Annotated in this window: 13 protein-coding genes; 11 read left to right on the top strand and 2 right to left on the bottom strand. The window is 40.4% G+C overall.

Going from position 1 to position 15,112, the window contains the following annotated elements; translation table 11 throughout:
- The first annotated feature begins 10 nt into the window (after positions 1-10).
- The 11 genes from ACIQ6T_RS07650 (at position 11) to priA (ending at position 13,364) form a co-directional block, all read left to right on the top strand.
- Complete coding sequence (locus ACIQ6T_RS07650) at positions 11-1,201, top strand: hypothetical protein (protein ID WP_395785307.1); 1,191 nt, start codon at positions 11-13, stop codon at positions 1,199-1,201.
- An 89-nt stretch (positions 1,202-1,290) separates the two neighbouring features.
- Positions 1,291-2,079 (top strand): uroporphyrinogen-III synthase, encoded by a 789-nt coding sequence (locus ACIQ6T_RS07645; protein ID WP_395785306.1) that lies wholly within the window; start codon positions 1,291-1,293, stop codon positions 2,077-2,079.
- Between the two features lie 132 nt (positions 2,080-2,211).
- Positions 2,212-3,150: a PorP/SprF family type IX secretion system membrane protein gene (locus ACIQ6T_RS07640; RefSeq protein ID WP_395785305.1), complete on the top strand. Its 939-nt coding sequence runs from the start codon at positions 2,212-2,214 to the stop codon at positions 3,148-3,150.
- Between the two features lie 159 nt (positions 3,151-3,309).
- Entirely contained in the window at positions 3,310-4,437 is a 1,128-nt protein-coding gene (locus ACIQ6T_RS07635) for an SUMF1/EgtB/PvdO family nonheme iron enzyme (RefSeq protein ID WP_395785304.1), read from the top strand.
- A gap of 35 nt (positions 4,438-4,472) precedes the next feature.
- Entirely contained in the window at positions 4,473-5,228 is a 756-nt protein-coding gene (gene gldL / locus ACIQ6T_RS07630; RefSeq protein ID WP_395785303.1) for a gliding motility protein GldL, read from the top strand.
- 27 nt (positions 5,229-5,255) lie between these two features.
- Positions 5,256-6,845: a gliding motility protein GldM gene (gldM, locus tag ACIQ6T_RS07625; RefSeq protein WP_395785302.1), complete on the top strand. Its 1,590-nt coding sequence runs from the start codon at positions 5,256-5,258 to the stop codon at positions 6,843-6,845.
- Positions 6,846-6,855: 10 nt separating this feature from the next.
- A complete protein-coding gene (gldN, locus tag ACIQ6T_RS07620) occupies positions 6,856-7,761 on the top strand; it encodes a gliding motility protein GldN (RefSeq protein ID WP_395785301.1) in 906 nt (301 codons plus the stop codon).
- A gap of 207 nt (positions 7,762-7,968) precedes the next feature.
- On the top strand, positions 7,969-9,438 hold the full coding sequence (gene pyk, locus ACIQ6T_RS07615; protein WP_395785300.1) for a pyruvate kinase: 1,470 nt from the start codon (positions 7,969-7,971) through the stop codon (positions 9,436-9,438).
- Between the two features lie 7 nt (positions 9,439-9,445).
- Positions 9,446-10,216: a lysophospholipid acyltransferase family protein gene (locus ACIQ6T_RS07610; protein ID WP_395785299.1), complete on the top strand. Its 771-nt coding sequence runs from the start codon at positions 9,446-9,448 to the stop codon at positions 10,214-10,216.
- Positions 10,217-10,822: a gliding motility lipoprotein GldD gene (locus tag ACIQ6T_RS07605; RefSeq protein WP_395785298.1), complete on the top strand. Its 606-nt coding sequence runs from the start codon at positions 10,217-10,219 to the stop codon at positions 10,820-10,822.
- A 40-nt stretch (positions 10,823-10,862) separates the two neighbouring features.
- A complete protein-coding gene (gene priA, locus ACIQ6T_RS07600) occupies positions 10,863-13,364 on the top strand; it encodes a primosomal protein N' (RefSeq protein WP_395785297.1) in 2,502 nt (833 codons plus the stop codon).
- On the opposite strand, the gene ACIQ6T_RS07595 is transcribed toward priA, so the two are convergent.
- Together ACIQ6T_RS07595 and ACIQ6T_RS07590 are read right to left on the bottom strand one after the other, a co-directional pair.
- Positions 13,361-14,086, bottom strand: a complete 726-nt coding sequence (locus ACIQ6T_RS07595; protein WP_395785296.1) for a nitroreductase family protein — start codon at positions 14,084-14,086, stop codon at positions 13,361-13,363. The two genes, priA and ACIQ6T_RS07595, sit on opposite strands and share 4 nt — an antisense overlap.
- Positions 14,087-14,184: 98 nt before the next feature.
- Positions 14,185-15,112: RagB/SusD family nutrient uptake outer membrane protein (locus tag ACIQ6T_RS07590; RefSeq protein ID WP_395785295.1), on the bottom strand; the 928-nt coding region annotated here is incomplete at its 5' end.

Here is a 15,112-nt window from a genome sequence, read left to right as displayed (position 1 = left end):
AATCAAAAGGATGCATCCTTTAGTTCAAAAATCTGCTTACCTGAACTTATTTAGCCAGGTAAGCAGATTTTTTTTATGGGGTTTACTTAGCCTATTTGTGCAAGTAGGACATGCGCAATGGAAGCAATCACATGCATTTGAGAAGGAATGGATGGTGTATCAGCCAACCGTCAAGGGGTTTTTACCCTATATTGCATCAAAACATTTTGGGTATAAATCAAAATCACTTGCTGTAAATCCGGCAGATTATCCGAATGGATATTTACGGATTAATCCAGAGGCTGATTATCAATTATTTATTCAAGGGGAATTTCAGTTATTTCTGCCTAAGGGACAGTTAATTCGTTTGTCGCTCGATAGTTTACAGCAAAAGTATACGGATGAGAGTCAGCTTGTTCTCACAATTTATAGTACAGATTTGAAGGGGCTGCCGAGCGAGTTTAGTGTTGAACGGAAGGTATTCGTAAGCTCCGATACAATGGCCGATTTTCTAACCATAAAACGCCGAAATTCATTTATTTTCTATCAATTTTTCGGCTTTTCTTTTTTAGTTTTACTTCTATTTATTGGAATCTTGTTTGCGGTTTTTCCACGCTATTTTCACACGTATTACCGTTTTTCAGATTGGATTCATTGGGAGGTAAAAGAAGATGCCGTATTAAAAAGTCCCTTTGCCTTCCCTAATTTATGGGTCATTTTTACATTGAGTCTAATTACGGCGTGTTTGTCATTTTTTAACCGGCTCATGCAGCAATCTAATGATGCGCTTTTCGAATCGTGGGAAAACGTCCAAACCATTGGAGCATCTCTCGGATTTTTAGGTATGAAAACTTTCATTGCCTTTATTTTGTTTATTTCGCGGTATTTTGTTTTTAAATTGTTCGCAAATTTATTTCGCTTGTCCCAAGTGCCTGAGGCTCACTATTTCAAATCCTTACAGACTAATTTTCAATTTTTTACTGGTTTATTTTTGTGCATAGGTTTATATTCATTGTATCAAGGACCCTTGGTTTCAATCAATCTGACGCACATCTCGTACGTGATAACCGGGTATTTTATACTTAGATCGTTCTATTTATTTCAAGTTTTTCGGAAATCATTTCAGTTGAACCAACTCTCACTTTTGGCTTATTTGATTTTAATGGAGGGCCAAGTATTGGTCTTCGGTTTACGCGAATTAATTTTCCCGGAGTACATGTAGACGCTTTAAATTTTTGAATAAAAAAAACGTATATTTGCAGGCATTTTGAGAAATAGTAGTCTCAGGCGCATTAATTGAATATTGTTCTTATGAGTGAAATTACAAATGGCGTACAGCAGGACGCCAGCCGGCTAAAGAAAGTAAAAAGTATCCTGGTTACGCAAGCTGCTCCAACGGATGCTAAATCCCCTTACTTTGAGATTGAGCGTAAATACCATGTGAAAGTAGATTTTCGTCCTTTCATTGAAGTTCAAGGTATTGCCTACAAAGAATTTCGGAAGCAAAAAATAGAGATTTTGGCACATTCGGCCATTATTTTTACAAGCCGTAATGCCATTGATCATTTCTTCCGTATCTGTAAAGAGGCAAAAATTGAGGTACCTGCCGATATGAAATATTTTTGTATCACGGAACAAACGGCGAATTACCTACAAAAATATATTGTGATTCGTAAGCGTAAAGTTTTTACGGGGACACGTACGGCGTTGGATTTATTAGAAATAATCAAGAAACATAAGACTGAAAAATTCTTATTTCCATGTTCAAATAAACGCCAAAAGGATTTGCCAGACTACATGGGTACGAACGATTTCCAATTAACAGAAGCCGTGATGTATGAAACGGTATCAGCCGATTTATCAGATTTGGAAAATGTTTTTTATGATATAATTGCATTTTATAGTCCTTCTGGGATCACTTCTTTGTTCTTGAATTTCCCTGATTTCAAACAAAATAATACACGGATCGCGGCATTTGGGCCAACTACGGCGCAGGCGGCTATAGATGCAGGTTTAATCATTGATGTTCAAGCCCCGATGCCCAGCGCACCTTCGATGACAGGCGCACTTGAACTTTATATCAAACAAGTGAATAAATAAATCAGTTTAGCTCCCATCGGGAGCTTTTTTTTTCCTTAGCTTTGTCAAACCTCAAAGGATTGACAAAGCTTGGGGGAAATCAGTTTGCTGGTTTGGTCAATTAATCGTTATTTTAAGGGTTGATATTCATTCATGGGCTATTTTTCACGTTTCTTCTTGTGGATAATTTTGTGTTTGTGCCTGGCACCTCAAATTAGTTTGTATAGCCAATTAGGCCCTCAGTTAAGCATGTTTACGCAAAATCGGATCTATTTAAATCCGGCTTATTCGGGTGATGGCGATCGTGCATACGTTCAATTACATGTTCGAAATCAATGGACTGGGTATCAAGCAACCCAAGAAGGGGCAGGAAGTTTAGGGACTCGCCTACTTAGTGCATCTGTACCACTGGGAGGAACAGGACTAGGGTTTGGCTTGAATTACTTATCGGATTTGACTCCTTCAGGTGTTGGATTACAAATTGCTAATCTTCAGTTAGCTTATCAACTGGCTATCGGGGAGTCTCAGATTTCTTTTGGTGGTGGTTTTGGATTGCAAACCCAATCAGTAGATGGAACTGTTTTTCGTGTCCGTGATTCAGGTGACCCAATTGTGGATGAGTTTACCGGGAAGCAAGTTAGTCAAGCGAAATCGACCTCACGCGGTGGGATTCTATTTAAACGTAAACAATTACACATCGGATTAAGTAGTTCATTTTTTAATCAAGCTCAGGAATTCAGCTTGCATGCGGAACATACAATACCCGTCTTATCGAGTTTGGAACTTAATCCATTTTTTCGGGCACGTTCAATAGCTGATGCCGTAATAATCGAGCCAGGTGTGCGTATTGTGTATCAAAATGCGATTTGGGTAGGTGGTAGTTTCAGATCGAACGATGCCATCGTGGGAATGATTGGCGCAAGTATCTGGAAGCACAGACTAGAAGCAGGTTACTCAATCGACTATACGACTGTTAATTTACCGGTTAAATCGCTTTTGACACATGAAGTTTTTTGTCGGTTCAACTTGCCTAATTTTACATTCAAAACAGTAAATGCCCCAGTCAAAACGCCACGTTTTAGACTAAATTAGGCACTTTTAGTCTGCTTAAAAAAAATAGCTTTTGTGTATTGATTGTCAGAAATATACTTTAATTTTGAGGAATTTGAATTAATTATGTAGTACTGTAGTGCCACATACAATATTTGTTACTTCAAATCGTTTTGTACAAAGATCTATTAATTCGTGTATATGAATTTTAAATTAGTTGGTAAGCAACTCGCCTTAAGTTTATCTGTAATTGTGTTGGCCATGGCTGTATATAGTTGTGGCGGCCCCAAAAGTTCCAAGTCTTCGGGTGGTAAAACGTTAAGTAGCTCCAAGGGAGGTGCAAAAAAAGGGAAAGGTTTACTTAGTTTTGGTAAGCAATCTAAAGAGGCACCTGGTGTTGAAAATGGAGAAATCGTGGCTGCTTCCCGTAAAGGATGGAGTCAACCCACTCCTTATGGTATGGTTTTGGTGCCATCGGGAAGTTTTATGATGGGTCAAGCAGATGAGGATGCGTCTCGTTCTGGAATCAGCTTTAATAAGCGTGTGACGGTAGCTGCGTTTTACATGGACGATACTGAAATAACCAATCATGAATACCGTCAGTTTACAGGTGCTTTGTTAAAGGATTCTGTATCTGTGCTAGGTGAGGATAAGATATTTACAGAATATTATCCTGATACTACGGTTTGGAATAGTGATTTTACATATCACAATGGGGATCCGATGACGGAATACTACTTTTCGAGTCCTGCTTTCGATTTATATCCTGTCGTAGGAGTGAGCTGGGATGCCTCTAAATATTTTTGTTTGTGGCGCTCTAAAATGATGAATGATTTTAGGAAAAAGCAAGGCTTATATATTTTACCCCGTTTTGAATTACCTTCTGAATCTGAGTGGGAATGGGCGGCTCGAGGTGGTCGTGCTGCTAGTAAATATCCATGGGGTAATCCATATGTAGCGAATTCAGTTGGCTGTTTACAAGCTAATTTCAAGCCACATCGTGGTAATTATGATGCGGACGGATATTCGTATACATCGCCTGCGAATGCATTTGAGCCGAATGATTATGGCCTATATAATATGGCTGGAAATGTGGCTGAGTGGTGTGAAGATGCGTATGCCGACAATGCCTCTGCGGTAACATGGGATTTGAATACGGTTAATAAAGATGCCGATGAACCACGAAAAGTTACGCGTGGGGGATCTTGGAAAGATATTGCTTATTATTTGGAGACAGGTACACGTGCCTACGAGTTACAAAATAAAAAACGTTCATATATTGGTTTCCGCTCTATGATGCGGTACCTAGGACGTCCAGCAGTTAAATAACATTCATTTTAGAACATATTAATCGAATAAGTCAAATGGGATTAGAAAAATCAATCAACGTCGTAGCTAGTTTTGGTGCTGCTGTAGTTATTGTTGGCGCATTATTTAAAATCGTACACTGGACAGGTGCTAACGAAATGTTAATGGTCGGCATGTTTACCGAAGCCGCCATTTTTATTTTGTTTGGTGTTTTGTACTTGAAAGCAAAACCCGAGAAGGAATATAATTGGGAAAATGTGTATCCAGAATTAATGGGAGATAAGCCTGCAGCGCCACGTGCATCTACTGGATTAGCTGATCTAGCTAACCAGCCAGGTTTAGGAGCTGATGTCGTAGCTAACTTAACTAAAAGCTTACAGGGTTTGACTGCAACGGCAAATAGTCTACAAGAAATTTCAAAGGCAACTGGTGCGACACAAGAATTTGTGCAATCGTTGACTACTTCTTCGCAATCATTGGGAGCCCTTAATAAAACAGTTGCTGATGCAACAACTTCATTAGGGTCTATTTCAATTTCATCTACTGAGGCGGCAAAATATGCGCAGCAATATGCGAAAGCTGGTGATCAATTGGCCGCATTGAATGCAGTTTATGAAACTGAAATTCAGGAATCCTCCAAGCATTTAAAAGCAATCAACGGATATTATTCTAATGTTACGGCGACAACGGAGCAGCTTGCAGCTTCTTCGAAAGACGCTGCTTTGTTTCAAGCTGAATTAGCGAAGTTAAACGCTAACATTCAAGCTTTGAATCAAGTATACGGAAGTATGTTAACTGCAATGAAAGGGTAATCACGTTTTTGTCACGTATCAGATACTATGGCTAGTTTAAAAGAAACACCCCGGCAGAAAATGATCGGGATGATGTATTTAGTGTTAACAGCTCTTCTTGCCCTGCAAGTGAGCGATGCACTATTGCAAAAATTTACACTTCTAAATTCAAGTCTTGAGGTTGCTAATCAGTCGGCAGCATCTAAGAATAAAGGAATGGTTCAAGGTATTGAGGAGCGAATCAAAGATTTGCCAAACCCTGCTGCTTATGCAGATATTTTGAAGCGTGCGAATGAAGTTAAGAAAGAAGCCGACGCTTTAGTTGGTCATTTGGAGTCGTTGAAGTCACAAGTTTTAGAGACTGGTGGTGGTATTGATCCTGAAACGGGTAATATCAAAAATCCGAAAGAAGAAGAAAAAGTTTATAGTTTGATGGTTGGCGCCAACAAATCAGGAGAAGCCTACAAGTTAGTGGGTCTTTTTGATGCCTATGTTAAGAAGTTGGAAGGTCTGGCTGATCCAGGAACTAAATTTCCAAGTTTGGCGGCAGACGGTAAAACAGATCCAATTGCGAGTAAGGATCCTAATCAGGCTAATAAAGATTTCGCTGAATTGAATTTTGCACAAACTCCTGTACCTGCTGCCATGGCGACAATCAGTCAAAAGCAAGCTGAGGTAAGACGCTACGAAAGTGATGTTTTAGCACAGCTAGCAGCCAAAGTAGGTGCGAAAGAAATTAAGTTTGATAAGGTTTTTGCACAAGTATCTGCTAATGCGAATACGGTTGTAGCCGGTATGGATTATCAAGCTGAGGTATTTATCGCTGCGACTTCGAGTGGCTTTACCCCTCGTATGAGCTTTAATGGCGCTTCCATCCCTGTTTTAGATGGACGTGGTCAAATCAAATTTAAAACCTCCGGTGGTGGCTATGATGCAAATGGTATGTCAAAAAAGACATATACAGCCTCTGTTTCCTACATGAGTCCGGCAGGTCCAAAAACAGAAACGATTCAAAAAGAATATTTTGTTTTAAAGCCTACGTATAATATTGAGACAGCGACTTTGCCGGCACTTTATTTAGGCTGTGCAAACCGACTAAGTGTAGCTAGTGCAGGTTTAGGGGCTCTTTGGAATCCAACTTTTACGGCTGATGGTGGCGAGGCAATCGCTGGTCAAACGCGAGGAAAAGTAACTATAGTGCCAAGTGCGGCTACGATTACGCTAAATGTAGCTAACAGTGGGACTTTGCTAGGAAAAGAAACCTTTCGTGTGCGACGTGTTCCAAGACCGGATGTAAAGGTATTTGGTAACGGTGGAGAGCTAGATGAAAAGCGTGGCGCAAGTGCGTCAGGTTTACGTAGCATCGATGCCCGTGCCTTGGCTGATGAGTCGTTCAAATCAACAAACCCAGAAGATGCGAATTTCCGTGTTTCTGAGCTTTATGTTGCTTTGGCACGTGGCCAACGGAAAATCGATGATTTAACCTTACCTGGCTCGGGCTCAATTGCTAAGTTAGCAGCTCAAGCACAAGCTGGTGATCGTTATTACATTGAAATTAAAGGAGTTCAACGTAAAAACTTTAAGGGTGCCGTTGAAACAATTCCATTTACCATGGCGAAAAATATTCCGTTGAATTAATACGAAATACATGAAATTAGTATCCAAATTTTTATTGTTTAGTGCATTTGTGGGCCTTTCATTTCAGTCCCTTGCACAAGAAAAGCCAGTTCCAGTTAATCCAAACTCAGTTCGTCCCATTGATGAATCTAGTATTCATTATAAAGCGCGTTTGTGGCGCCGAATGGACTTGAATGAAAAAATTAACCAGCCTTTCTTTTCGGTCAATAATGAAATCTCTAAATTTATTTTGGAATGGGTAAAAGCGGGAGTTTTAACTCCTTATGCCAATGATTCATTAGTTACTAAATTGACCGCAGACCAATTTCAAGAAAACTTGAAAATGGAGGAGCAATCAGAGGAGTCAGCTCTATCTGATGCTGAAAAAGCAGCTGGTTTTGGCGCTGAAGGTGCTACGCCTAAGGCTGCTAGTGGAACGGACGACGGCTGGGGTGGTGGTGCAAAGCCTGCAGCAGCTCCAGCGAAAGATGCGTTTGAAGCGAAACCAGCAAGTGCTGCCGTTTCTTATTACTTCCCTAAAGAATTGTCTATTTTAGAAATACGTGAAGATGCGGTTATTGACCGTAGAAGATCTCGTTTATACTTTGATATTCAGTCGATTACGCTTATCATTCCTGCATCTAAAACGAAAGCTGGATTTGATAAATCAGTTGCATCATTCCGCTACAAGGATTTGTACAAGTTGTTCCGAAGTAATCCTAATTGTATTTGGTATAATTCAGAAAATGAGACTCAGCATAAAAATATGGCTGATGCTTTTGATTTGCGAATGTTCCAAGCGCGAATTATTAAGAAAGGTAATGTGGAGAATAAGTTTCTTACCGATTTATATGGGGGAGAGAAGGAAGGTCTAATGATGTCCCAGCTCTTGGAGTATAAATTACTTGAAATGGAGCATGACCTCTGGGAAAACTAAAATGTAATTTAATTGGGGAGCTGTAATTAGTTCCCCTTTTTTATGCCCATCTCATTTTTGGATTAATCGAGTAAAAAATAATACGTTAGGTTAGTAGCCTCTATCAAATCCTAAATTTTTCCGGGTGGTGATATGTATTATCAAGATTTAATTCCATTTTTCGCAGAGTAAAATGTAAATTGCAAAGTAAATTGACTTAATTAATCTATGTCGTATCAACGCAAAACAAAAATTGTTGCCACAGTAGGCCCAGCCTCTGAATCTAGAGAATCATTAATCCAATTAGCCGAGGCAGGTGTAAATATCTTCCGTTTAAATTTTTCGCATGGCACGCATGAGGATCATTTGGCCCGTTTGAAGATGATTCGTTCCATCAGTGATGAAATGGGTTTGAATTTAACTATTCTTCAAGATTTGCAGGGTCCTAAAATTCGTACCCAACTTGTTGAAAATAATGGTGTTCCACTAGAAGCAGGCAAGCATTTGATTTTTGCGATGGACGAAAACCTTTTGGGAACATCTGAGAAAGTAGGTACCACATACACGTCGATGTACTTAGATGTGAATGTTGGCGAGCGTATTTTGATGGATGATGGTAACCTGGAGGTAAAGGTGCTTGCTATTGATAAGGTAAAAAAAGAAGTACTTACGGAAGTGATTTACGGAGGTATTTTGAAGTCAAAAAAAGGAATTAATCTTCCCGGAACCAAGGTGTCTTTACCTTGTTTAACTGAAAAAGATACAGCAGATTTATATTTTGGCTTAGACCATGGTGTGGATTGGATTGCTTTATCTTTTGTACGTAAAGCTTCAGATATCTGGGATATTAAAGATAAAATCAAGGCTTACGGCAAAACGGCTAAAGTTATTGCCAAAATCGAAAAGCCTGAAGCAATTGATAATTTGGATGAGATCATTGAAGCGACGGATGCCATCATGGTGGCGCGTGGCGATCTAGGGGTCGAAATGGACGGTGCCGTTGTTCCCTACTTACAAAAAGTTATGGTAGAGAAGTGTACAGCCGCCGGGAAACCAGTAATTGTAGCTACCCAAATGTTGGAATCTATGATTACCAATCCAGTACCTACGCGCGCTGAAACATCCGACGTGGCAAATGCGGTTTTGCAAGGGGCTTCTGCCACCATGCTTTCCGGCGAATCTGCTTCTGGTGCTTACCCAATCAAAGCCGTTGAAACGATGGCGCATATTCATGAGGTCGTAGAGCAGCAACAAAATGCGATTGAAATTATAAAAGGAGATGAAGCTGCGATCTATTTTAAAAACCATGCATTAGCAAATACACCTAATGTTACCTTAACTGACCGCCTAATTTCTGGTGCATGCCGTTTAGCGCGTGACTCCAAAGCAAAAGCGATTCTTTGTATTACCAATTCAGGCCAAACAGCATTTAAGCTGTCGGCGCACCGGCCAAAAGCCGACTTATATATTTTTACCAATGACAAACAGGTGATGACTACCATGGGTCTTTTATGGGGCGTTAAAGTATTTTATTATGATGCTGCCGTTGAAAGTGTTGAGAAAACGGTGCAAGGTATGGTCGATCGATTAAAGAACGAGGGATTACTTCAGGTGGGCGATGTTTTTGTAACAACTTTATCTATCCCTGCGCATACGACGAAAAAAACGAATACGGTTCAATTGGGAACTGTCGAGTAATTCTTTTATGAAGAAAAAGAATCCATATATTTCAAATCCTCTAATCGGTCTATACTCTGTGTGGACCGGTTTTTGGTTTATTGGCTGGTTTCTCGCGCTGTACCCCTTCATGGTTATTTTACTGCAGCGTAAGGATACCAAACGCTACGCACATAAATTAGTCCGTCTTTGGTCCAGTTTATTTTTTGCTTTTGGATTCGTTCGTTTTGAAATTCAAACAGACAAAAAATTAGATTCTAAGCAAGCATATGTATTCTGCTCGAATCACTTCTCCTATTTAGATATTCCAGCTTTTGTGAAGATCTTGCCCAATTATTTCTCCTTTGTTGGTAAATCTTCCATCAAAAAAGTCCCGCTTTTTGGCTACCTCTACAGCGGCTTAAATATATTAGTTGACCGTAACGACCGCGGCTCTCGAACTGCGACCTTGTCTAAATCCATCCGGGCGCTGCAGTCCAATCGGAGTATTATTATTTTTCCTGAAGGTGGCATCACATCAAAAAATTTTCCTTTTATGTCGAGCCCATTTAAAGATGGAGCTTTTGCGATGGCCATTCAGCAACAGGTACCCGTTTTGCCAGTTTCATTCTTGAATAATTTTCAAATGTTGGACGATGATTTTTTTGCCCTCCGACCAGGTAAGGTGAAAGTGATTATTCACGCGCCTATTGAGACCAAGGGGATGACACAGGAAGATATGCCCATGCTACGAGAAAAAGTATTTGAAACGATACAAAAACCGATTTTGGATTATCACGGTGTAGATATGCCCCAGTAAATGATTCGATACCTACTTTTTGTTGCTTTTGTATGGTCATGTAGTTCTGCTACGGAGGAGGCCAACTACCTTCCGAGGCCTAAAGGTTTTAACCGAATCATTTTGCCTCCCATTGCTTTCCAACCTATAGAAAGTGGACATCCGTACCGTTTTGAGATTTCTAAATACGCACAAGTTATTCCAGATACTGCACAGATTGGGAATAAAAAAAGGGTTTGGAAAGCAGAACCACATTGGATTTACATCTATTACCCCCGCTGGGATGCATTTATTCAGATTACGTACAAATCACTTGGTGGCGATCGAAAAAAAATGAACGCGCTCATTAATGATTCCTACACGTTAGCCTATAAACATCAAGGAAAAGCAGCTAGTATACAAGATTACACGATGACTACGACCGATGGGCGCAAAGCAGGACTTATCGAGCTAAAAGGTGAAGTGGCCACCTCGTTGCAGTTCTTTACAACCGATAGTTCCAAACATTTTCTGCGTGGGGCCATCTATGTTAAAACTGCCACCCAAAACGATTCATTAGCGCCCATCATTCAATATCTGAAACAGGATGCCATTCACTTAGTCCAAACACTTCGCTGGCAAGATTAGCTTGCCCGACTGCCGATCTTTGTGTTTATTTGTAGCTGTCATGGGAGAATCAAGTTTACTTTTTGAATCTGAAGAATCGACGGTTTTCGTTGATGCCCTACTTCCATTACCCATCCCTCGTTTTTTTACCTACCGCGTCCCCAGGCAATGGGCACAGGTAGTTGAGTCAGGCTTACGTATCGTTGTGCCTTTTGGTAGTACCAAAGTATTGACTGCCGTAATCGTATCTGTACATCATCAGCCTCCTAAACAATATCAAGCGAAGTATATTTTAGAGATTTTAGATGATGCTCCCCTGGTGACCTCTTCTCAAATTGCCTTGTTTCAATGGGTCGCAAATTATTACATGTGCTATCCAGGTGAAGTTTTTCAAGTCGCGCTACCCGCTGGATTAAAAATTTCAAGTCAATCCAAAGTACAAGTACACCCTGAATTCGATCAGTTTAATGAGTTAACTGAAAAGGAGCGCGTCATTGTAGAGGCCATTCAAGCTAAAGGGGCCTTAACCTACGATGAGGTCGCACGTGTAGCCGAGGTTAAAAGTCCGTACCACCACATTAAAGCATTAGTTGGCAAGGGAGCTGTGCTGATTTTTGATGAGCTAAAGGATAGGTATACGCCAAAGGTGATTCGTAAAATTCGATTGTGTAGGGCTTGGGAGGATGTAGGCCAACTGACCGAATTGATTAAAAGTTTGGAGGATAAGACAAAGCAAATAAGTGTGCTACTTCATTATTTGCGCTTTATTCCGGTTTTACGTGATCCTTCGATGAACCAAAAGGGTTTAGAAAAATCTAGTTTCTCGCAAGCTGACTTGTCGGAAAGCTCATTACAAACCTTACTTAAAAACGGTGTTTTTGAATCTTTTGAAGTAATCGTTTCGCGCTTTGGTTCGGATAATGATGATTTTATTCCATCCTCATTTGAATTAAATCAGGCACAATCGCAAGCATATCAATCGATATTAGATGAATTTCAAACGAAAGAAACGGTTTTATTACATGGCATTACAGGTAGCGGTAAAACGGAAATATATATTCGCTTAATTCAAGAGGCGCTTGCGAATGGTGATCAAGTCTTGTATTTACTTCCTGAGATTGCTTTGACGACGCAAATCGTTTCGCGCTTGAAAAAGATTTTTGGTGAGCAAGTTGGGATTTATCACTCCAAATTTTCGGATAATGAGCGCGTTGAAGTTTGGAAATCAATCGTGGAAGGGAAATATCCATTTGTGGTGGGCGTTCGTTCATCGGTTTTTTTGCCTTTTTCTCGTCTTGGTTTAATCATCATCGATGAGGAGCATGAATCTTCGTTTAAACAAACGGATCCGGCACCGCGATATCATGCGCGTGATGTAGCGATGGTGCTGGCGAACCAACAAGGAGCTAAGGTTTTATTGGGTTCGGCTACTCCATCCATCGAATCATATTACCAAGCTAAACAAGGTAAATATGGTTTAGTTACTTTATCTGAGCGATTTGGTAAAGCTCAACTACCCGAACTTCGTTTGTTGGACACAAAATATGCTAACCGAATGAAGCAGATGAAGGGAGGTTTTTCGGTAGATCTTGTTTCGGTTTTGCAGTCAAATTTTGAACGTGGAAAACAAAGTCTTTTGTTTCAAAATAGGAGAGGGTATTCGCCCTATATCCAATGCCAAGATTGTGATTGGATTGCAGAATGTAATCAATGCGACGTGAGTTTAACCTATCATGCCAAGGACCAAGAATTGCGTTGCCATTACTGTGGTTACCGTGAAGGATTATTAACGCGATGTGGCGCTTGTGGAAGTACGCAATTAAAAACGATGGGCTATGGAACGGAGAAATTGGAGGAGGAATTACAGCTTTTAATACCTGATGCCCGTATCGGTAGGATGGACTTAGATACAACACGCTCGAAAACAGCATTTAATAGCCTTTTAAGCGAGATTCAATCGGGAAACATTGATATACTTGTTGGCACCCAAATGGTCGCCAAAGGCCTCGATTTTGAGGGTTTATCTACCGTAGCGATTTTCGATGCGGATCGAATTATTAATTTTCCTGATTTTCGCGCGCATGAGCGTGCGTTTCAATTGATTACCCAAGTGGCTGGTCGGGCAGGAAGGCGGGATGAGCAAGGTCAAGTCTATGTACAAACGAATCAACCCAACCATCGCCTGTTTGATTTTATTCAGCGTGGAGACTATGCTGCTTTATATAATGATGAGATTGTGGAGCGGGAAGGATATCATTATCCGCCTTTTTCACGCGTGATTAAATTAACGCTTCGGCACATAGAAGCACAAGTGGTGGATCAAGCGGCGAGGCATTTAGGTATGGTACTGAAGGAGCGTTTTGGGCATGGGAGGGTACTCGGACCTGAAAAACCGCTGATTGAGCGTATTCGTAATCAATATGCGATGGAAATCTTGATCAAATTAGAGAAGGGAGTTTCCTTAGCTAAGTTTAAAGAAAATTTGCGGGGATGTTTGGATGAATTGCCTTCCAATAAACTATTCAAAGGCGTTCAGGTAATTCCGGATGTAGATTGTCTTTAGCGTTTAAACACAACATCTTCATAAGGTAGTCGGAAGCGTTTTCCCCAAATTCCTTCTTCAGTTCCCTTTCCCACCGAGATAATCATGTTAATTTCTGCTCCTGAAGGTAATCCGAGTTCTTTCTTAACCCGCACGGCATCAAATCCTTCCATCGGACATGATTCAAATCCTTCGGCTGCAATGGAAAGCATAAATGTTTGCGCAGCTAGGGCACATGATTTATGAGCCATGACACGCTGATCTGCTTTACCTCCAAAACGCATAAAAGGTTTCCGGATTCCCATAAAAAAGCACATGGCTTTACGAATGCCCGTGAAGAATCCCAACGGGTCCTGACGGTAAAGTAATGGCATTAATTTGCTGTAATACTGCAGGCCTCGCTTCTCCATTTTATTGGGCTCTTTTCCCTGAAGTGATTCTTGAATGCGTGCTAAATTCCATTTTGCTCGCTGTGGCCATACGTCTAAACGCGTGACAAATACGACCAGATGTGCTGTATTTTTTGCTGCAGATTGACCCAAGCATAGGGCATGAAACTTTGCTTTTTCTTCCGGGCTTTGAATCCAATAGAATTCCCACAATTGCATATTGCTGCTGTTTGGAGATAGAATAGCCCGCTTAAGGCTCCTTTCAATTATGTCATCAGAAACGATTACTTCAGGATCAAAACGTCTGTTTGATCTACGGCGTTGTACAATGGTTTCAAATGAATCAGCTAGCATAAGAATAAATTTTGTTCAAATATACGGGATTTGTAGGTAGCACTAAAACAAAAAAGTCAGGACTTTTCAGTCCTGACTTTTTTCAAATTTAAGAAGGATTAATATCCATCATTTTGTTTCAATGTAGCTTTTCCCTCTTTTTGAGAATTTAAGATCTCATCGATAGGTAATGGGAAGTATCTGTTTTTAGGAGTAAATGATTTACCAATCATATAACTTCTTTTGCTGTACGTTCTTCCAGTTAAGTCTCTACCATTTGCTGACTCTTTAGGAATGTACATTTTGTTTAAGAAGTCTTCTGCAATTCCCCAACGAACTAAGTCAAAGAAACGGTGACCTTCCATGGCTAATTCCAAGCGGTTTTCCATGTAAACAGCATTTAATGCAAAGTCTTTTCCATTTGCTGCAAATGTTCCTGCAGGATACGGATTAACTAGGGTAGTTACTGATGCATCTTGAACCGCACTTGTTTTTGCACGATTACGAATCATGTTTACATATTCCTCCGCCTTGGCTAAATTATTTGTTTCAGCCTCAACTTCAGCTAACCATAAGATTATAGTTGACAACTTGAATAAGCGGTAGTTATTATTAACTGAACGACGCGCAGTTGCGTGTGTTGAACTACCTTCATCAGCTAAATAATACATCCATTTTTTTCCTGTATATGGACCCGCATAATTTTGGTCACGAATCCAAGAAAAACCTGGCATCTTACCCCAATCTAAGAAATTAACACCACGACGACCCACTGTCCAATCTAAACGTGGATCTACAGGCTGAGAAACATCTAATACAAAACTAGCATTAGCTCCAACTCCCTGATCATTTGGTAAATCTACATCGTTGTACGTATCCTCAAGACCTGCTTTGTTCTTGCCTATCATTGGAAGACCATCTTTTGTGGTTTTGAATGCATTCACTAGATTTTGAGAAGGTTGATAAAATCCACAACATCCACGGCCAGGAGAGTTTGCACTGTATGGCCAGTTTAAGCCATCACCACCATTACCGTTTCCACCCGTA

The sequence above is a fragment of the Aquirufa sp. genome, from assembly GCF_044377215.1.
Lineage (GTDB): Bacteria > Bacteroidota > Bacteroidia > Cytophagales > Spirosomataceae > Aquirufa.
This window is presented reverse-complemented; position numbering and strand designations above follow the sequence as displayed.

Bases quoted from the DNA above. Each gene is read 5' to 3' on its own strand.
- ACIQ6T_RS07650 (WP_395785307.1), top strand. From the start codon at position 11: ATGCATCCTTTAGTTCAAAAATCTGCTTACCTGAACTTATTTAGCCAG.
- ACIQ6T_RS07645 (WP_395785306.1), top strand. From the start codon at position 1,291: ATGAGTGAAATTACAAATGGCGTACAGCAGGACGCCAGCCGGCTAAAG.
- ACIQ6T_RS07640 (WP_395785305.1), top strand. From the start codon at position 2,212: ATGGGCTATTTTTCACGTTTCTTCTTGTGGATAATTTTGTGTTTGTGC.
- ACIQ6T_RS07635 (WP_395785304.1), top strand. From the start codon at position 3,310: ATGAATTTTAAATTAGTTGGTAAGCAACTCGCCTTAAGTTTATCTGTA.
- gldL (WP_395785303.1), top strand. From the start codon at position 4,473: ATGGGATTAGAAAAATCAATCAACGTCGTAGCTAGTTTTGGTGCTGCT.
- gldM (WP_395785302.1), top strand. From the start codon at position 5,256: ATGGCTAGTTTAAAAGAAACACCCCGGCAGAAAATGATCGGGATGATG.
- gldN (WP_395785301.1), top strand. From the start codon at position 6,856: ATGAAATTAGTATCCAAATTTTTATTGTTTAGTGCATTTGTGGGCCTT.
- pyk (WP_395785300.1), top strand. From the start codon at position 7,969: ATGTCGTATCAACGCAAAACAAAAATTGTTGCCACAGTAGGCCCAGCC.
- ACIQ6T_RS07610 (WP_395785299.1), top strand. From the start codon at position 9,446: ATGAAGAAAAAGAATCCATATATTTCAAATCCTCTAATCGGTCTATAC.
- ACIQ6T_RS07605 (WP_395785298.1), top strand. From the start codon at position 10,217: ATGATTCGATACCTACTTTTTGTTGCTTTTGTATGGTCATGTAGTTCT.
- priA (WP_395785297.1), top strand. From the start codon at position 10,863: ATGGGAGAATCAAGTTTACTTTTTGAATCTGAAGAATCGACGGTTTTC.
- ACIQ6T_RS07595 (WP_395785296.1), bottom strand. From the start codon at position 14,086: ATGCTAGCTGATTCATTTGAAACCATTGTACAACGCCGTAGATCAAAC.